Genomic DNA, 17,310 nt, shown 5'->3' with positions numbered 1-17,310 from the left:
ACCTCCGGCTGCCGCACCGGCGCCGCGCGCCGAGCCGCCGGCTGCCCCGACGCCTCCCGCCGCACGCCCCGAGCGCCGTGAACCCCCCGGCGGCGAACGCAGGGAAGGTCCGAGCGGTGAACGCCGTGAACCCGGCGAGCGGCGCGAGCCTGGTGCGCGTCCGGTTCCTCCGGCTACGCCACCTGCCGCTCAGACTCCCGCCCAGCCCGTGACACCGCCAGCTGCCCGTCCGGCGCCGCCGCCCGCGGCGGCTCCGGCAACGCCTCCAGCAGCCGCCACGCCGCCTGCGGCAGCGCCCGCGCCTTCGGCAACGCCGCCCGCCGGCACGCCGCCCACGGGTCGTCCAGGCGGACCGGAAGGCCGTGAGGGTCGCGAAGGCCGTCGTTCCGGCGGTCCGGGTGCGCCTGGCGCACCGGGGGCCCCGTCGACCCCGCCGAATGCGGCCGCGCCTGGCGCTCCACCCGCTCCGGCGGTGCCCGCCGCCCCACCCGCGGCAGCCGCTCCGCCAGCCACGCCGAGTGCCGCGCCTGTCGTGGTCGCTCCCGGCGGGGGCAATATCAAGGTCGTGCAGCCGCCGGCTCCGCAGGTGACCGCGCCGATCCCGCCCGCGCCGCCGCCAGCGGCGACCCTGACGCCGATCGCACCCGGTGCCGCTCCGCAAGGACCGCGCCGTCTGGAGGATTTCCGCGGTCAGCGTAGCGAACGCCAGGAAGGCGGGCGCACCGTCTATACGGAACCTGGGCGCATCATCGTGCAGGATCCGACCGGACAGGCCTTCATCCGCCACAACGAACTCGATCGCTTCCGCTATGGGGCGCGCGACATCCGCACCGAACGTGTCGGTGGTGACGATCGCACCATCATCGTGCGGCCGGACGGCTCGCAGATCATCACGGTGGTCGGCCGCGACGGCCAGCTGCTGCGCCGCATCCGCAGGGATCGCAACGGGCAGGAGATCATCATCATCGACAATTCGTTCCGCGATCCGCGTGGTCCCGGCAACTTCTATGTCGATCTGCCGCCGCCGGTGATCCGCATCCCGCAGAATCGCTACATCGTGGACTACGATCAGGCCTCGCCGGAGCTGGTCTACGACACGCTGATCGCACCGCCTGTGGATCGCATCGAGCGCCGCTATACGCTGGATGAAATCCGCTACAGCCCGATGGTGCGCCAGCGCATGCCGTCGATCGATCTGGATTCGATCAACTTCGATACCGGCTCCTGGACCATCTCGCCCGACCAGGCGTCGAAACTGCAGGTGATCGCCGATGGCCTGAACCGTGCCATCTCGCGCAATCCGAAGGCGGTGTTCCTAATCGAGGGCCACACCGACGCGGTCGGCTCCGACATCGACAATCTGTCGCTGTCGGATCGTCGCGCGGAAGCGGCGGCCGAGTTGCTGACCCAGCAGTTCCAGGTGCCCCCGGAGAACCTGACGTCGCAAGGCTATGGCGAGCAGTATCTGAAGATCCAGACCGACGGTCCGGAGCGTCAGAACCGCCGCGTGACCATCCGCAACATCACCCCGCTGCTCAACGGCGGTCAGGCCTCGCTGCCGCCGCCGCCCCCGGGTACGGCTCCGCCACGCCGCTGAGCAAGTTGCTGGATACCGACGGCCGGGAGAGATCCCGGCCGTTTTGCTTGAGGCGCTTCGACCTCTCCGGGACGTGATGCCATTGCGCCGCTGCGTCACAATGACCGCATATGAAACTGGCACATCAACCGCACGTAGTTGCCAAGGCCGCATGTGACGGCCAGCAAAACCGAGGAGAAGCCCCCATGCCATCGATGTCCCGACGCCACTTGATGTTCGCTGCGACCGGCATGGCTGCCGCGGTCGCCGCGCCACGCCTCGCTTTTGCCCAGGCCGCTGCGCCTGCGGCAGCGCCGGCCGGCACCGCGCCTTTCGTGTTGCCGCCGCTTACCTATCCGGTGAATGCGTTCGAGCCGCATATCGACGCCAAGACGATGGAAATCCATCACGGCCGGCATCACTCGGCCTTCGTCGCCAATCTCAACACTTTTGCCAAGGACAATCCGATGCTCGGCGAGAAACCGGTCGTCGAGGTGCTCGGCAATCTTAACAGCGTGCCGGATAATATCCGCACCGGCGTGCGCAACAATCTTGGCGGCCATGCCAATCACACCATGTTCTGGCAGATCATGGGCCCGAATGGCGGCAAGCCGGAAGGCGAGGTACTTGCCGCCATCGATCGCGATCTTGGCGGCATGGAAAAATTCCAGACCGACTTCAATGCGGCCGGCGGTCGTCAGTTCGGTTCCGGCTGGGTTTTTGTGATCGTCGACAAGGCCGGCAAGCTGTCTATCGAGACGCGTCCGAACCAGGACAATCCGATCATAGACGGCAAGCGCGCGCTGATGGGCAACGACGTGTGGGAGCACGCTTACTATCTCTCCTACCAGAACCGACGCGCGGACTATCTGAAGGCCTGGTGGAATACGGTGAACTGGACCAAGGTCGCCGAACGCTACGCCGCAGCAAAGGCCGGTACGCTGGCTGTGTGAATCTTTCTCCCTGCATTTTGCGCAGGGGAACCCATGGATGAGGATAGTGCTCGGTCTGCATGGCGTCGAGACGCCCGCTGTGCGGGCTCCTCACCATGAGGGTCTTCTATAGCGCTATGCTCTTTCCTCATCCTGAGGAGCGGCCATCTTAGGCCGCGTCTCGAAGGATGGCCTCAAGCTCTTCCGCGATCGAATGTGAATTCAAGAGCGCCGCTTCGGTTTCGCGGCGCTGACAAGCTTGTGCGCAGCAAGACCTGCTGCTTCCATGTAAGCAGGGTCCCTGTGCAGCAGCACTGTCGCGAATGATCCGTCGAGCAGAAGCGCGACGTGTCGCGCAAGCAACGGCGCATCCGATAGTTTGGCCGCTTCGAACTCCGCCTGCAGCCACGCTTCGAATTTCTTCTTGTGCGCAGCGCCGATCTTCATCGCGGGATGGCCGGGCATATTGGCCAGTTCGGCTGACGTTCGCAGAAAGCCGCAGCCGCGCCATTTCGGGTGCCGCGCCGCCCGCGCGAGATTGTCGAAGATGGCTTGCACTTTCGCAGCCAGCCCGCCAACGGCCTCGTCGAACCAGCGCTTGAACAATGCGAGATTCGGCTGGTCGCGCCCTTCGAGATAGGCGGCGATCAGGTCGTCCTTGCTCTTGAAGTGATAGTACAACGTCCGTTTGGTGACGCCGGCCTTCTCGGCTACGGCATCGACGCTGACGCCGCGAATTCCCTCGTCATAGAACAGCTTGCTGGCGGCTGCGACGATACGGTCCTTGGTCGGTCTGGCGGTCATGGCCGGATGTATACTGCCCAGTGAATATACACGAAGAGCCAAGCTTCTTACGATCGCGCGCAGATCGCAAGACCGGAGCTTGATATGACCGAATTCGTGACCATGCGCGTCGATCGGGACGTCGCACTGTTGACGCTCAACCGTCCTGACCAGCTCAATGCGATGAATTACGCGTTGATCGATCGCCTAATGGCACTGCTCGACCAGATTGAACTGACCGACCATATCCGTGCCATGATTCTCACAGGCGCGGGCGAGCAAGCATTTTCCGCTGGCGCGGATATCCCGGAATTCAGGGACAGTGTGAAGCGGGGAACGCAGGAAGCACTGCGCCAATTCGTCCGCCGCGGGCAGGCGATGACCGCGCGGCTGGAGGCCTTTCCCAAGCCGGTCATCGCGGCGATTAACGGTCTCGCTTATGGCGGCGGCTGCGAGATCGCCGAGGCCGTGCATCTGGCGGTGGCCAGTGAGCAGGCGACTTTCGCCAAGCCCGAAATCAGGCTCGGCATGCCGCCAACCTTTGGCGGCACCCAGCGCCTGCCGCGGCTCGCCGGCCGCAAGCGCGGGCTGGAATTGCTGCTGACCGGCGATAGTTTTTCACCCGCCCACGCGCTGCAGATCGGTCTCGTCAATAAGGTAGTGCCGCATCACCGGTTGCTGTCTGCGGCACATGATCTGGCACAGCGCATCCTGCGCCATTCGCCGCTTGCGGTAACCGGCGTGATTACCGCGGTGACGCGGGGGATCAATCTGTCGATCGGTGAAGGGCTTGAAGTCGAGTGCGAGCAATTTGCGCGGATGGCGCCGACCCACGATCTCGGCGAAGGCCTGGACGCATGGGTGGACCGTCGCGTGCCGGTCTTCGAGGGCCGGTGACTATTTCGTCACATCACCCGCATCGCGCTCGCTCTCGGCAAGCGTTGCCGGCTCGGCGCCATGGCGTTTGATCAGCGGCATCTGCAAGACGGCGAACAGCATGGTGATCGGGATCACACCGAAGGCCTTGAATGTCACCCAGAAATCGGTGCTCTGGGTGCGCCAGATTACCTCGTTCAGTACGGCCATGGCGGCGAAGAACAGCGTCCAGCGCAGCGTCAGCGCGCGCCAGCCTTCGGGCGTGAGATTGAAGACCTGATCGAACATGATGGCGATGAAAGAGCGGCCGAATAGCAGGCCGCCGCCGAGCACCACGGCGAACAGGCCATAGATGATGGTCGGCTTCACCTTGATGAAGGTCTCGTCATGCAGCCACAGTGTCAGCCCGCCGAACACGAGCACCACGAAGGCCGTGACGATCGCCATGATCGGCACATGCTTCACCACCACATAGGAGGCGATCATCGCCGCCACGATCGCCACCATGAAGGCGCCGGTGGCGGCGAACAGGCCGAATTTCGAATTGGCCACGAAGAAGACGATCAGCGGCCCGAGTTCGGTGGCGAGCTTGAACAGGGGATGCGGTTGTTGCTTGTCCATCGATCCTCTCACGCCCTCGCCCTTCGAGACGGCGCTTCGCGCCTCCTCAGGGTGAGGGCTCTTACCTCACACTCCACCCTCATCCTGAGGAGCGCGCCAATGGGCGCGCGTCTCGAAGGATGGCGGCTAAGACTCAATGCCGGCCACAGCCTTCGCAAAATCTTTCGCCGTGAATGGCGCGAGATCGTCGATGCCTTCGCCGACGCCGATGAAATGCACCGGCAGCTTGTATTTCTCCGCCAGCGCCACGAGGATGCCGCCGCGGGCAGTGCCGTCGAGCTTGGTCATGACAAGGCCGGTGACGCCAGCCGTACGATGAAATGCCTCGACCTGCGACAGCGCGTTTTGTCCCACCGTGGCATCGAGCACGAGCAGCACCGCATGCGGCGCGGTGCTGTCCACCTTCTTGATGACGCGCACGACCTTTTCGAGCTCGTTCATCAGCTCGGCCTTGTTCTGCAGGCGGCCGGCGGTGTCGATCAGCAGCACGTCGCGATTGTCGTCGCGGGCAGCCGTCACGGCAGAGAAAGCGAGGCTTGCGGAGTCCGAACCCTGTGTTCCGGCGATCACCGGCACCTTGTTGCGATCACCCCAGACCTTCAGTTGCTCGATGGCCGCGGCGCGAAACGTGTCGCCGGCGGCGAGCATCACCTTGCGGCCTTCGGCAGTGAGTTTCGAGGCCAGCTTGCCGATGGTGGTGGTCTTACCGGAACCGTTGACGCCGACCACGAGCAGGACGAAGGGCTTCTTGCTGCCGTCGATTTCGAGCGGCTTGGCGACGGGCGCCAGCACCTTCTCGACCTCGGCGGCGACAACGGCCTTCACTTCATCGGCGGAGATCGCCTTGTCGAAGCGACCCTGGCCGACCGCCTTGGCGATGCGGGCGGCCACGTCGGAGCCGAGATCGGCGCGCAGCAGCACGTCCTCGATATCCTCGAGCATCGCGCGGTCGAGCTTGCGCTTGGTCACGAGATCGGCCACCGCCGAGCCGATCGAGCTCGATGTACGCTTCAGGCCGTCGGAGAGCCGTCGCCACCAGCTCTGTTTTGGCGTTTGGGGAGTGTCGCTCATGTCGGGGGTGTGTTAGCCGTTTCGCGCCATGAATCAAAGTAATGCCAGTGAAAGTGACGTCGACGCCCTGCCGATTGCGGTCGTCGAGCCCTCTCTTGTCGGCGATCTGACCGAAGCCGACATTCTGTCGCGGGTGCTGCACCGGGACGGCCTGATGCTGGTAATCGACAAGCCGGCCGGCTTGCCGGTGCATCGTGGTCCCAAAGGTGGGCCGAATTTGGAGAATTCCTTCAAGTTCCTGCAATACGGCCTGCCGCGCCCGCCCGTGCTCGCGCATCGGCTCGATCGCGACACCTCCGGCTGCCTGGTGCTGGGCCGCCATCGCAAGGCCACGGCCTCGCTGGGGCTCCTGTTCAAGCACAGCCGCATTTCCAAGACCTATTGGGCGGTGGTGGAAGGTGGGCCAGAGGCCGACGAGGGTGTCATCGACATGCCGCTCGGGCGTCTCAACGCGGACCGCGGCTGGTGGATGAAGCCGGACCCGGAGGGACTGAAATCGGTCTCGAATTTCAAGGTACTGGGCCGCGGCGGCGGCATGAGCTGGCTGGCGCTGGAGCCGGTCACTGGCCGCACGCATCAGCTACGCGTGCACACCTCCGCATCGGGCTATCCGATCGTCGGCGACAACATCTATGGCAATGGCCCCCGCTTCGGCGAGCCGACCTTGCATCTGCATGCGCGGGAGATCGTGATTCCGATCTCGCGCAACAAGGATCCGGTGCGGGTGACGGCACCGGTGCCGCCGCATCTGCAGCAGAGGATGCGGGCGTGTGGGTGGAATGGGGAGTAGGGGCAGAAAGCGTCGAGGCCGTAGGATGGGTTGAGCGAAGCGAAACCCCATCGACCGAACGACGTGGCAAGCTCCGCCGATGAGTTTTCGCGTCGCGCCTGCGCTCAACCCATCCTACAGCTGCGGAGCTTGTTGACTTCCATCTCCGCCCTCATCCTGAGGAGCGCGCCAGTTGGCGCGCGTCTCGAAGGATGGCAGTGGAGCTCCTCATCTCATGGTTCGAGACGCGCGCAAGTGCGCGCTCCTCACCATGAGGGCCGGCGTTACGCATCCAGCCGCTTGAACACCAGCGTCGCGTTCGTTCCGCCGAAGCCGAACGAGTTCGACAGCACGACGCCGAGCTTGGCATTGTCGATACGCTTGCGCACGATCGGCATGTCGGCGAACACCGGATCGAGTTCGGTGATGTTCGCGCTTTCGCAGATGAAGCCGTTCTGCATCATCAGCAACGAATAGATCGCTTCCTGCACGCCGGTGGCGCCGAGCGAATGGCCGGTGAGCGCCTTGGTCGCCGAGATCGGCGGGCACTTGTCGCCGGTGCCGAACACGTTGCGGATCGCCTGGATTTCCGGTGGATCGCCGGCTGGCGTCGAGGTGGCATGCGGATTGATGTAGTCGATCTTGATGCCGCCGGTGGTGGCCAGCGCCATCTTCATGCAGCGCTCGGCACCTTCGCCCGACGGCGCGACCATGTCGTAACCGTCCGAGGTCGCGCCATAGCCGATGATCTCGCCATAAATCTTGGCGCCGCGCGCCTTGGCGTGTTCGAGCTCTTCGAGCACGAGAACACCGGCGCCGCCTGCGATGACAAAACCGTCGCGATTGACGTCATAGGGACGCGATGCGGTGGCCGGCGTGTCGTTATACTTCGACGACATCGCGCCCATGGCGTCGAACAGCACCGACAGCGACCAGTCGAGTTCTTCGCAGCCGCCAGCGAACACGACATCCTGCTTGCCCCACTGGATCATTTCATAGGCGTTGCCGATGCAGTGGTTCGAGGTCGCGCAGGCGGACGAGATCGAATAGTTCACGCCCTTGATCTTGAACCATGTCGCGAGCGTTGCGGACGCGGTGGACGACATCGCCTTCGGTACGGCGAACGGGCCGACGCGCTTTGGGCCCTTGCTGCGGGTGATGTCGGCGGAATCGACAATAGTGCGTGCGCTCGGACCGCCTGAGCCCATGATGATGCCGGTGCGTTCGTTGGACACATCCTCCGGCGAGAGGCCGGAGTCCTGGATCGCCTGCTCCATGGCGATGTGATTCCATGCGGCGCCTTCGCCGAGGAAGCGCATCGCGCGGCGATCGACCACGTCGGCGGGATTGATGGTCGGCGCGCCCTGCACCTGCGAGCGAAAGCCCAGCTCCGCATGTTTCTCGGCGCGCGTAATGCCGGACTTGGCCTCATGGAGGCTCGCAAGCACTTCCTGAGTGTTGTTTCCGATGGATGAGACAATGCCCATCCCGGTGACGACAACCCGTCTCATGATCGTCTCGCCCTCTGAATTTACGTTGTTGTGGACCTGGCGGTTACCCCCTCGGAAACCGCCGTCGAGATGCAGCGACTCTTACGCTGCCGGCTGCGTTGCGGCGGCATCCTGCTTGAACAGGCCGACCTTCAGATCCTTTGCCCGATAGATAATCTCGCCATCGGCGGAAAGCGAGCCATCGGCAATGCCGAGCCACAATTTCGAGCGCATCACGCGTTTCACATCGATCGTATAGACGACCTTCTTGACGTTGGTCAGAACCTGACCTGTGAATTTCAGATCGGCGAGGCCGAGGGCGCGGCCGGGACCGATGCCGCCCGACCAGCCCAGAAAGAAGCCGACCAGCTGCCACATGGCGTCAAGGCCGAGGCAGCCCGGCATCACCGGGTCGTTCTTGAAATGACAGGAGAAGAACCAGAGGTCCGGATTGACGTCGAGTTCGGCCTGGATGAAGCCCTTGCCGAACTCGCCGCCGGTCTCGTTGATTTCGGTGATGCGATCGAACATCAGCATGGGCGGCAGCGGCAGCTGCGCGTTGCCTGGTCCGAACAGCTCGCCGCGGCCGCAGGCCAGCAAGTCTTCATAGGCGTAGCTGTTTCGTCGTTCCTGCAACATGCTCGGCTTTCCGGGTCTTTTCCTGTCAAACGGCCATTTTAACCAAGGCAGCCGTATAGAATCGTTCAAAATCACGCGGGAACCTGTCCCGGTGGGGGGCTCTCTATCATACGCTCATAAGGCGGCAAAGCGGCGTATCGCCCGCTTTTAACGGCATATTCGCGCCCGGGCATAGTGCTGCAGTGCGGGGTTCCGCGTCCGAAAGCGCCTAGTTGCGAGAATCTTGCATCTAGAGCCATGCGTTTTTATATTATTGGGGAATTTCCGAGTAGAATTGCGTGGATGTGGCAGGGTTACTGACGTGGATATCAGCGACAGCATTTCGACGATGGATGACGCAACCGCGGTTGCGGAAATCAGCCATGGCCGCCAGCCGGCCCTGACTGGTTGCCCGTGGCATGACGTCAACGAAATGCTGCAGTCGGTCGGCCTGCGTCCCACCCGCCAGCGCATGGCGCTGGGCTGGCTGCTGTTCGGCAAGGGCGCCCGCCATCTGACGGCTGAAATGTTGTATGAAGAAGCCACGATGGCCAAGGTGCCGGTGTCGTTGGCGACCGTGTACAACACGCTCAACCAGCTCACCGACGCCGGCCTGCTCCGTCAGGTCAGTGTCGATGGTACGAAGACCTATTTCGATACCAACGTGACGACGCATCATCACTATTACTTCGAGAACAATCACGAGCTGGTCGATATCCCGAACCAGAACCTCGTGCTGGCCAAGATGCCGGACGTTCCGGAGGGCTTCGAGATCAGCCGCATCGACATGGTCGTCCGCCTGCGCAAGAAGCGCTAATTGCGCTGTGTGTCGGATGGGTAGAGCGCAGGTGCGATAGCGCCGGAGCGAATCCCATCGGCGGCCGTTGCCGCGACGGCGGAATGATGGGTTTCGCGGAGTTTATGATCGGGCGCGCTTCGCGCGTCCCGTTGGCTCTTCCCATCCTAGGAATCAAACATAACGAGCTCCCCCTCATCCTGAGGAGCCGCGTAGCGGCGTCTCGAAGGATGGCAAAAGAGCGCCGAGCCAAGCCATCTCATGGTTCGAGACGGCGCTGCGCGCTCCTCACCATGAGGGCGGACTGGGGACTATCTCCCGCGCTGGCGTTTCGCTGGCGCGTTTTCTTTTGCAGGCATCGTGGCCATGATCGCGCGCGCCAATGCGCGGCCGGTGCATTCATAGCCGGCCGCGGAGCTGTGCAGACCGTCCCAGCTCGTCAGCGCGGTCATCGGCAGCCCGCCGTCGACGGCGCGGCGCATCAGCTCGAAGCGCGAGAACAGCGGCACATTCTCCCGCCTGGCGGCCTCCGCGATACTCGCCTGCATCTTGCTGTAGTTGGTCGCCAGAAGCGCCGGCGCATATTGCTGGTCCAGCAGCACCACATCGGCACCCGCGGCCTTGAGCTGCCGGATGCCGTCGACGATCCTGCCGGTCAGGCGGTCGCTGCTTTGCAGCCAGGTCACGTCATTGGTGCCGATCTGCCAGATCACGAGATCGGGCTTGTGCGCGAAGACGTCGCGTTCGAAGCGTGCGACGTTGCCGGGGATGGTGTCGGCATTGCGCCCGCTATTGACGATGGACACCTGCAGGCCCGGCTTCAGCCGCTCCAGCTCGGACTTCAGCATGCCCGGATAGGTCGATGCAGGATCGGATTGCCACAGCCCGCGCGTCGATGACGAACCGATCGCGACGATGCGCAGCGGTCCAAATGCACGGAGCTGCGCGGATGTGCGCGAGAGCGGTGCGGCGTCTGTCAGGCGTTGCCCAGTGGCGAGGCATTGCTCGACGACCGGCTGCGCCAGGGCAAGCTGAGGCAGGAGCGCGAGAGCGAGGGCCAGCAGCCCGGTGCGCATCCGCTCAGTTCACTTTCTCGTCGGCATAGACGCCCCACAGGCGCTGCTGTTCGATCCAGCCGTCGAAGCCGTTGCCGGTCACGCGGCACCAGCTATCGCGGCAGCGCCTCACCTGCGCCACCACGCCGGCCTGCAGGCGTGCCGCGACAGCGCTCCTGGCATCGGGATCGTCATAGATGGCCGCCAGCTCGTCCTTGTTCTTCATGGTCACCACCGCGGTGCGGCGGCCGGACAGCAGGGAATGATAGACCCAGCCTTCGGAGCCCTCGGAATCGCGGACCCGGCGCCAGTTCTCGAATTCGGCGGTGATCTCCACCGGCAGGCCGGCCTTGGTATAGACCCAGGCGACGTCGTTGTCCTTGGTCGGGCCGGCGCGGACATTCACATGGTCGGACTTGAGGCTGACATAGCGCGGCACCGGCAGGCCGCTGGCGCCGAGCGGGACGGTGTTGGCGGCGAGGACCGGATCGATCACCGCGACGACGAATGCCACAGCCGCCAAACCCGCATACGCACAACGCCTCGACATTTAACCCAACCTCGTTCCATTCCATTCCTGTCGCATTGCACGCAGGCCTTCGGGTTCTTGTTTCGGCCCGGTTCTCTGCTAGAGAGAACCTGGACCCGGGGACACGTGGCTAAGTGTCGGGGAACCCGAGGAAACGGTGCATTTGTGCGGCTGCCGGAGTTTCGATCAACCGGGTTAATGCGGACTGAACGGACAAGGGGCGAGTGAGCAGGATATGACGGTCAAGAAGAAGCCCCTCGTTGTCGTCACCCGCCGTCTGCCGGAGTCCATCGAGACGCGGATGCGCGAGCTGTTCGATGCGCGCATCAACGTCGACGATGTGCCGATGACGCAGGAACAGCTCGCCGAGGCGATCCGCACCGCCGATGTTCTGGTCCCCACCGTCACCGACGAGATCACCAAGGAACTGCTCGATCAGCCCGACTGCAAGATCAGGCTGATCGCCAATTTCGGCAATGGCGTCGACAATATCGACGTCGCTGCTGCGCAGGCAAAAGGCATCACCGTCACCAACACGCCCAAAGTGCTCACCGAGGATACGGCCGACATGACCATGTCGCTGATCCTCGCGGTGCCGCGCCGCCTCATCGAGGGCGCCGCGATCCTCACCGAAGGGCGGGAGGACTGGCAGGGCTGGTCGCCGACCTGGATGCTCGGCAAGCGTCTCGGCGGCAAGCGCCTTGGTATCATCGGCATGGGCCGCATCGGCCAGGCGGTGGCACGCCGCGCCAAGGCCTTCGGGCTGCAGATCCACTATCACAACCGTAAACCGGTGGCGCCGAAGATCGCCGACGAACTCGATGCGACCTACTGGGATTCGCTCGACCAGATGCTGGCGCGCATGGACATCATCTCGGTGAACTGTCCGCACACGCCGGCCACGTTCCATCTCTTGTCTGCGCGCCGTCTCAAGCTGATTCGCAAGGACGCCTATATCGTCAACACCGCGCGCGGCGAGGTGATCGACGAGGAGACGCTGACCAAGCTGATCGAAAGCGGCGACATCGCCGGCGCCGCGCTCGACGTGTTCGAGCATGAACCGGCGGTGAATCCGAAGCTGGTGCGTCTCGCCAAGGCCGGCAAGGTGGTGCTGTTGCCGCATATGGGCTCGGCCACGGTGGAAGGCCGCGTCGAGATGGGCGAGAAGGTGATCATCAACATCCGCACATTCCTGGACGCGCACAAGCCACCGGATCGTGTGCTGCCGAACATGCTGTGATCCTTGTCCCGGGCGCAATGCAGCGCATAACGCTGCTTTGCAGAACCAGGGCCGCGCAAAGCTCGGAGGCTGGAACGGTCTCGGCTCTGCGAAGCGGCACAAGGGGGCCGCATCGCGTCCGGGACAAGTTTTCCTACTTCAACCGGAACATCAGATAGCTGGCTTTCCGCCCCTCGCGCGTGGCCTTCCGTCCATAGCGCGTCATGGTGTAGTTCGGCCACGGCAGGCGCCAATCATCTGCCCGTTCAGCGAGCCAGATAAAGGCCGGCGACCGCGTCACATGCCACAGCGTCCACGCCACATAACTCTCGATATCGCAGACGAAACGAAACTCACCCTGCGGCGCCAGCACGCGTGCCATCGTCGCCAGCGTGGCGTCCTGCACGAACCGGCGCTTCCAGTGCTTCTTCTTCGGCCATGGATCGGGATGGATCAGGTCGATGCGCTTCAGCGACTGCGATGGCGCCCAGTTCAGCAGTTCCGCCGCATCGCCGGCGACGAGGCGGATGTTGCGGATGTTCTGCGCCTCGATCTGCACCAGGATCTTGGCCATGCCGTTGATATAGGGCTCGCAGCCGATGAAGCCGATATGTGGATGGGCCAGCGCCTCGGCCACCAGATGCTCGCCGCCGCCGAAGCCGATTTCGAGGCGAACCGCCTCGACATCGCCGCCGAACAGCATGCGCAAATCGTCGGGGGCGGGCTGGGTGATATCGACCGTGAGAGCAGGAAGCAGTTCGGTCATCAGGCCGGCCTGATGGTCGCGTAGCTTGTGGCCCTTGCGGCGGCCGAAGAAGGAGCCGGTGTAGCGTTTGGTGTCGTCAGTCGTCATGGCGCGGTTGATAGCGCCGAAATGCGCCTTGCGCCATCGATGTATTGACGAATACCGGCTTAATGATCGTCGACTGTAGGGTGGGCACAGCGCTACGCGCTTTTGCCCACCCTACGTGACTTAGTTCACTTCCGTTATTTCGCGGGCAGCGATCTGCTCGACGAGATCGACGATGCTGCGGCGGAGCTTGCTGTCGGAGATGCGCGTGAATGCGCGCGTCAGTGCAAGACCTTCGGAGGTGGCGAGAAAATCGGATACATAAGTGGGGGATGCCGCTTCGCCAAAACCGTTGCTGGTTTCGATAGCACCGGGGCCGCCTTCGAACAGGAAGGAGACCGGCACTTGCAGAATCTCCGAAATTTGCTGCAGGCGGCTGGCACCGACGCGGTTGGTGCCCTTCTCGTATTTCTGGACTTGTTGAAATGTGAGTCCGAGGGCTTCGCCCAACTTCTCCTGGCTCATGCCCAGCATAATACGGCGCATGCGCACACGGCTGCCGACATATTTGTCAACAGGATTGGGCGCTTTCGTCGACATCTCAAATACTCCTGATCACAAACAAAATGAGAAAGACGGAGCAGAGAAGATGTCCGTCGCTGGTCGGCGTCAGTGGCGAGCCGGCGGTATCCTAATAGACTATATAGCAGCGGCGTAAATCTTCCTAAGTAGAAATTTGGGCGCCGGAATGCTTAATTTCTCAATTGACGAGAAATAGAGCTAATAAAGCTAGCTCATAAAGCCTTCAGGCTTAGGCATCGGGCGGGAGTATCGAAACCGGTCCTAACTATCTCAGATACTTGAGATACCAATCAGTCGCGGGACCTTACGCGACGGCGGGCCACGAAAATGATCGTCATTGCGATACCGATCATGGCAGGGAGATCACCTGTCTTCCCGTAAAAGGTGGGCTGAATCGCCGCAGGCAGGCGGGAGTCGAGGACGCCTTCGACGCCGAGACCGAGCTGCGCGATGATGCGGCCGACGGGATCGACGACGACGGAAATCCCGGTATTCGCAGCACGAACCAGCGGAAGTCCTTCTTCGATCGCGCGAATCCGGCTCTGCTGGAGATGCTGATAGGGGCCGGTGGAAATTCCGAACCAGCCGTCATTGGTGAGATTCACGATCCATCCCGGACGGTCGTTCTGGATCACGATGTCATCGGGGAATACGGCTTCATAGCAGATCAGCGGCAGCATCGGCGGTGCGCCGGGCACATCCATCGGCTTGCGCCGCGTGCCCGGGATGAAGCCGCCATGCACCTTGGTGAGTTGCTGCAGCCCGATCCTCTCCAGCAGGCTCTGCCAAGGCAGATATTCGCCGAACGGCACCAGATGCAGCTTGTCATAGACGGACAGCATCGTGCCGTCATGGTCGATGACATAAATCGAGTTATAGGCGCGGGTGACGCGCGTACCGGGCGGCTGGTCCGGTGGTCGTACGGCGCCGGTAATCAGCACGGTGCCCTTTGGCAGCAGATCGGCGATCTGCGCCATCGCATCGGCCTCACGCGACAGGAAGAACGGGAAAGCGGATTCCGGCCAGATCAGCACATTAGCCGAGCCGACGCCGTTATTCTCGGGGCCGGTCGAACGATTGGAGAGCGCAAGATATTTGCTCATCACGTCCGCCTTGGCGGAATAGTTGAAGCGTTTGTCCTGCGAGATCGCAGGCTGCATGATGCGCAGCTTCACATTGGCGACGAATTGTGTCGGCGTGTTTCCAAGGCGGATGGCGCCATAGACTCCCATCGCGATCAGCAGCATCGCCGCCAGCACGGGCGCAAGCCATGGCCGCTGCGTGCGCGAGGAGCTATCCGTCAGTGTTGCTGGCGCTGCGAAGATCGCGACGGCAAGGAACGTCATGCCCCATAGCCCGATCAGCGACATGGTCTGCGCCAGCGGCAGCGGCTCGGTCAGCGCGTAGCCGAAAGCATTCCAGGGAAAGCCGGTGAGCAGATGTCCGCGCAGCCACTCGCCGATGGTCAGACTGGCCGCGAGCGCGAGCACGCGCGAGGCATCCTTCGTCCACAGCAGGCGTGCGATGGCGAAGCCGAGCGCAGAATACAGGGCGAGATAAGCGGGCAGGCCGCAGATTGCAGCCGGCAGCAGCCAGGCAAACGTCTCGGCATCGACGAGGAAGGCATAGCCGATCCAGTAGAGGCCGGGCACGAAATAGCCGAAGCCGAACCACCAGCCCGCCATCGCGGCTGCAGGGATGCCCCGCATCTTGCCGGCGGCCGCGCCGTCGATCAGCCAGACGACGACCGGGAATGTGATGAAGAGGATTGGCCACGCATTGAACGGCGCCATCGCCAGCGATGAGGCTGCGCCGGCAAGGAAGGCGATGGCGGCGCGCTTCCAGCCCCAGGCAAGAATGATGCTGAGTGCGATATTGCGTAGCTGCTTGGGGATCACGGCGTTCCCGCGCTGTCTCCGGAGGGGGGCGGATTCGCAGGAGCGTTCGCTTGCGAATGAGCGGTGTCGGGTGCAGCGCCGCGCTTGCGCGGTTCGCGGACGCGCGGAGCGGGGCGCTCCTTGCGCGGGCCGATGCGAAGCCGCTTGACGCGGCGCGGATCGGCGTCGAGCACTTCGATCTCGAATTCGCCGGGGCCGGCAATCACTTCGCCGCGCACGGGCAGGCGACCGACATGGGTGACGATGTAGCCGCCCAGTGTTTCGACATCCTCGCCGTCTTCGCCGGTTTCGAAATCCTGGCCGATCATCTTGCGTGCGTCGTCCAGACTGGTGCGCGCATCGGCGATGAAGTAGTCGCCTTGCTTGACGATGGAGGGCGGCTCCTCGCTGTCGTGCTCGTCGTCGATCTCGCCGACGATCTGCTCGACAATGTCCTCGATGGATACGAGGCCGTCGGTGCCGCCATACTCGTCTACCACGAGCGCCAGATGCAGCCGTGCGGCCTGCATCTGCGCCAGCAGGTCGATGGCGCGCATGGAGGGCGGCACATAGAGCAGCTTGCGGATGATGCCGGTCTCCGCAACGGTTTGCGCCAGATCGACGCTGCGCAGGTCGAGGCCCGCAGGCAGCGGCTTCTTGCGCTTTGCAACGCTGGGCTTCGGTTCGCTACGGGCCTTGATGGTCATGTAGCCGAGCAGGTCGCGGATATGAACGATGCCGACGGGATCGTCGAGCGTTTCGTTATAGACGACGAGGCGCGAATGACCGGCGCTCTCGAACAGGCTCATCAACTCGCCGAGCGAAATGTCCTGCTTCACCGCGACGATATCGGAGCGGTGCACCATCACATCGGCAATGCGGCGTTCGTTGAGGCCGAGGATGTTGCGCAGCATGGTGCGCTCGACGGTGGAGAAGCCGGTCTCCTCCGGTTCGGATGCATCGAGCACCACCTGCAGATCGGCGCGCACCGATCCGGTCTTCCATCCGAACAGCGATCGGATGGCGCGTGTGAGCCAGCTTTCGGCGGCGGGGCGCATGACCTCGCCGTCATGCACCACCGCAGGCAGATTGGTCGTCCCGTTCGGCTTGCCGTTGTTACTATCGCCCTCCGGCATGTCAGATCACCTCGCCCCGGCTGGCTTGCGGATCGCTATCCGCATAGGGGTCGGGGATTCCGAGCGTCGCCAGAATCTCGCGCTCCATCTGCTCCATTTCCTCGGCTTCTTCTTCATTCTCGTGATCGTAACCGACGAGATGCAGGAAGCCGTGCACGGCGAGATGGCTGAGATGATTGGCGAACGGTTTCGCTTCCTCGTCGGCCTCGCGGCGTGTCGTTTCATAGGCGATGGCAATGTCGCCGAGCATTTTCGGCATGTCGTCGGGCACCTCGGCGCCTTCGGGCGGCTGCAGGGCTGGAAACGACAGAACGTTGGTGGCCTTGTCGAAGCCGCGCCAGTTGTTGTTCAGCGTGCGGATGCCGGTGTCGTCCGTGAGCATGACGGCGAGTTCGGCATCGGCGGTGTCGTCCTCCACCATGCCCGATGCGGCCTCGATGGCACGGTGAATGATCGCGTCGGCCTCGGGCTCGGCGGACCAGCAATCGGCGACGACGAGAACTTCGGTCGCGGGTGGAATATGGATGGTCATGGGTCGATAGGTTTTCTCATCGACGGAGCATATCCTGTCTCCGCCGTTCGTCTTGGAT

18 protein-coding genes are annotated in these 17,310 nt (G+C 63.3%); 6 read left to right on the top strand and 12 right to left on the bottom strand.

Going from position 1 to position 17,310, the window contains the following annotated elements; genetic code table 11:
* Positions 1-472: 472 nt before the first annotated feature.
* Both E0H22_RS25995 and E0H22_RS00505 read left to right on the top strand, forming a co-directional pair.
* Positions 473-1,597 (top strand): OmpA family protein, encoded by a 1,125-nt coding sequence (locus E0H22_RS25995; RefSeq protein ID WP_347340818.1) that lies wholly within the window; start codon positions 473-475, stop codon positions 1,595-1,597.
* A 185-nt stretch (positions 1,598-1,782) separates the two neighbouring features.
* Complete coding sequence (locus tag E0H22_RS00505; protein WP_233023832.1) at positions 1,783-2,529, top strand: superoxide dismutase; 747 nt, start codon at positions 1,783-1,785, stop codon at positions 2,527-2,529.
* Between the two features lie 201 nt (positions 2,530-2,730).
* On the opposite strand, the gene E0H22_RS00500 is transcribed toward E0H22_RS00505, so the two are convergent.
* Entirely contained in the window at positions 2,731-3,312 is a 582-nt protein-coding gene (locus tag E0H22_RS00500) for a TetR/AcrR family transcriptional regulator (RefSeq protein WP_233023831.1), read from the bottom strand.
* A gap of 84 nt (positions 3,313-3,396) precedes the next feature.
* Here E0H22_RS00500 and E0H22_RS00495 point away from each other — a divergent pair, with 84 nt between their 5' ends.
* A complete protein-coding gene (locus E0H22_RS00495) occupies positions 3,397-4,188 on the top strand; it encodes a crotonase/enoyl-CoA hydratase family protein (protein ID WP_233023830.1) in 792 nt (263 codons plus the stop codon).
* On the opposite strand, the gene E0H22_RS00490 is transcribed toward E0H22_RS00495, so the two are convergent.
* Entirely contained in the window at positions 4,189-4,788 is a 600-nt protein-coding gene (locus E0H22_RS00490; protein ID WP_233023829.1) for a septation protein A, read from the bottom strand. It lies immediately after the preceding gene.
* Positions 4,789-4,914: 126 nt separating this feature from the next.
* Entirely contained in the window at positions 4,915-5,859 is a 945-nt protein-coding gene (gene ftsY / locus E0H22_RS00485) for a signal recognition particle-docking protein FtsY (protein ID WP_233023828.1), read from the bottom strand.
* Positions 5,860-6,013: 154 nt separating this feature from the next.
* On the opposite strand from ftsY, the gene E0H22_RS00480 reads away from it, so the two are divergent.
* Positions 6,014-6,649, top strand: a complete 636-nt coding sequence (locus E0H22_RS00480; RefSeq protein WP_233026577.1) for an RluA family pseudouridine synthase — start codon at positions 6,014-6,016, stop codon at positions 6,647-6,649.
* A gap of 263 nt (positions 6,650-6,912) precedes the next feature.
* On the opposite strand, the gene fabB is transcribed toward E0H22_RS00480, so the two are convergent.
* Both fabB and fabA read right to left on the bottom strand, forming a co-directional pair.
* Positions 6,913-8,139, bottom strand: a complete 1,227-nt coding sequence (gene fabB / locus E0H22_RS00475; protein ID WP_233023827.1) for a beta-ketoacyl-ACP synthase I — start codon at positions 8,137-8,139, stop codon at positions 6,913-6,915.
* An 81-nt stretch (positions 8,140-8,220) separates the two neighbouring features.
* Positions 8,221-8,754 carry a bifunctional 3-hydroxydecanoyl-ACP dehydratase/trans-2-decenoyl-ACP isomerase gene (gene fabA / locus E0H22_RS00470; RefSeq protein ID WP_233026575.1) on the bottom strand — a complete coding sequence of 178 codons (534 nt, stop codon included), beginning with the start codon at positions 8,752-8,754 and terminating at the stop codon, positions 8,221-8,223.
* 331 nt (positions 8,755-9,085) lie between these two features.
* Here fabA and irrA point away from each other — a divergent pair, with 331 nt between their 5' ends.
* Entirely contained in the window at positions 9,086-9,553 is a 468-nt protein-coding gene (irrA, locus tag E0H22_RS00465) for an iron response transcriptional regulator IrrA (protein WP_283818847.1), read from the top strand.
* Between the two features lie 290 nt (positions 9,554-9,843).
* Here the strand turns inward: irrA and E0H22_RS00460 are convergent, their stop codons facing one another.
* Complete coding sequence (locus E0H22_RS00460) at positions 9,844-10,608, bottom strand: SGNH/GDSL hydrolase family protein (RefSeq protein WP_233023826.1); 765 nt, start codon at positions 10,606-10,608, stop codon at positions 9,844-9,846.
* A gap of 4 nt (positions 10,609-10,612) precedes the next feature.
* On the bottom strand, positions 10,613-11,137 hold the full coding sequence (locus E0H22_RS00455) for an SH3 domain-containing protein (RefSeq protein ID WP_233023825.1): 525 nt from the start codon (positions 11,135-11,137) through the stop codon (positions 10,613-10,615).
* 214 nt (positions 11,138-11,351) lie between these two features.
* Here E0H22_RS00455 and E0H22_RS00450 point away from each other — a divergent pair, with 214 nt between their 5' ends.
* Positions 11,352-12,356 carry a 2-hydroxyacid dehydrogenase gene (locus tag E0H22_RS00450; protein WP_233023824.1) on the top strand — a complete coding sequence of 335 codons (1,005 nt, stop codon included), beginning with the start codon at positions 11,352-11,354 and terminating at the stop codon, positions 12,354-12,356.
* A 133-nt stretch (positions 12,357-12,489) separates the two neighbouring features.
* On the opposite strand, the gene E0H22_RS00445 is transcribed toward E0H22_RS00450, so the two are convergent.
* The 5 genes from E0H22_RS00445 to ybeY form a co-directional block, all read right to left on the bottom strand.
* Entirely contained in the window at positions 12,490-13,188 is a 699-nt protein-coding gene (locus E0H22_RS00445) for a tRNA (guanine(46)-N(7))-methyltransferase TrmB (RefSeq protein WP_233023823.1), read from the bottom strand.
* A gap of 120 nt (positions 13,189-13,308) precedes the next feature.
* A complete protein-coding gene (locus E0H22_RS00440) occupies positions 13,309-13,725 on the bottom strand; it encodes a helix-turn-helix domain-containing protein (RefSeq protein ID WP_233023822.1) in 417 nt (138 codons plus the stop codon).
* Positions 13,726-13,997: 272 nt separating this feature from the next.
* On the bottom strand, positions 13,998-15,605 hold the full coding sequence (gene lnt, locus E0H22_RS00435) for an apolipoprotein N-acyltransferase (protein WP_233023821.1): 1,608 nt from the start codon (positions 15,603-15,605) through the stop codon (positions 13,998-14,000).
* A complete protein-coding gene (locus tag E0H22_RS00430; protein ID WP_233023820.1) occupies positions 15,602-16,720 on the bottom strand; it encodes a hemolysin family protein in 1,119 nt (372 codons plus the stop codon). The genes lnt and E0H22_RS00430 overlap by 4 nt, the downstream gene beginning before the upstream one ends.
* 1 nt (position 16,721) lies before the next feature.
* Positions 16,722-17,252 (bottom strand): rRNA maturation RNase YbeY, encoded by a 531-nt coding sequence (gene ybeY, locus E0H22_RS00425; protein ID WP_233023819.1) that lies wholly within the window; start codon positions 17,250-17,252, stop codon positions 16,722-16,724.
* Positions 17,253-17,310: the final 58 nt, after the last annotated feature.

It is taken from the genome of Rhodopseudomonas boonkerdii, assembly GCF_021184025.1.
In the GTDB taxonomy this organism is placed as follows: Bacteria; Pseudomonadota; Alphaproteobacteria; order Rhizobiales; family Xanthobacteraceae; genus Tardiphaga; species Tardiphaga boonkerdii.
Note: the sequence above shows the minus strand (reverse complement) of the source record. Positions and strands in the feature narration are given on the sequence as shown.

Excerpts from the sequence above, each read along its gene's own strand:
- irrA (WP_283818847.1), top strand. The coding sequence starts at position 9,086 with ATGGATGACGCAACCGCGGTTGCGGAAATCAGCCATGGCCGCCAGCCG.
- E0H22_RS00500 (WP_233023831.1), bottom strand. The coding sequence starts at position 3,312 with ATGACCGCCAGACCGACCAAGGACCGTATCGTCGCAGCCGCCAGCAAG.
- E0H22_RS00490 (WP_233023829.1), bottom strand. The coding sequence starts at position 4,788 with ATGGACAAGCAACAACCGCATCCCCTGTTCAAGCTCGCCACCGAACTC.
- fabB (WP_233023827.1), bottom strand. The coding sequence starts at position 8,139 with ATGAGACGGGTTGTCGTCACCGGGATGGGCATTGTCTCATCCATCGGA.
- E0H22_RS00455 (WP_233023825.1), bottom strand. The coding sequence starts at position 11,137 with ATGTCGAGGCGTTGTGCGTATGCGGGTTTGGCGGCTGTGGCATTCGTC.
- E0H22_RS00480 (WP_233026577.1), top strand. The coding sequence starts at position 6,014 with ATGCTGGTAATCGACAAGCCGGCCGGCTTGCCGGTGCATCGTGGTCCC.
- E0H22_RS00505 (WP_233023832.1), top strand. The coding sequence starts at position 1,783 with ATGCCATCGATGTCCCGACGCCACTTGATGTTCGCTGCGACCGGCATG.
- E0H22_RS00495 (WP_233023830.1), top strand. The coding sequence starts at position 3,397 with ATGACCGAATTCGTGACCATGCGCGTCGATCGGGACGTCGCACTGTTG.
- E0H22_RS00460 (WP_233023826.1), bottom strand. The coding sequence starts at position 10,608 with ATGCGCACCGGGCTGCTGGCCCTCGCTCTCGCGCTCCTGCCTCAGCTT.
- E0H22_RS00445 (WP_233023823.1), bottom strand. The coding sequence starts at position 13,188 with ATGACGACTGACGACACCAAACGCTACACCGGCTCCTTCTTCGGCCGC.
- ftsY (WP_233023828.1), bottom strand. The coding sequence starts at position 5,859 with ATGAGCGACACTCCCCAAACGCCAAAACAGAGCTGGTGGCGACGGCTC.
- E0H22_RS00440 (WP_233023822.1), bottom strand. The coding sequence starts at position 13,725 with ATGTCGACGAAAGCGCCCAATCCTGTTGACAAATATGTCGGCAGCCGT.
- E0H22_RS00430 (WP_233023820.1), bottom strand. The coding sequence starts at position 16,720 with ATGCCGGAGGGCGATAGTAACAACGGCAAGCCGAACGGGACGACCAAT.
- E0H22_RS00450 (WP_233023824.1), top strand. The coding sequence starts at position 11,352 with ATGACGGTCAAGAAGAAGCCCCTCGTTGTCGTCACCCGCCGTCTGCCG.
- ybeY (WP_233023819.1), bottom strand. The coding sequence starts at position 17,252 with ATGACCATCCATATTCCACCCGCGACCGAAGTTCTCGTCGTCGCCGAT.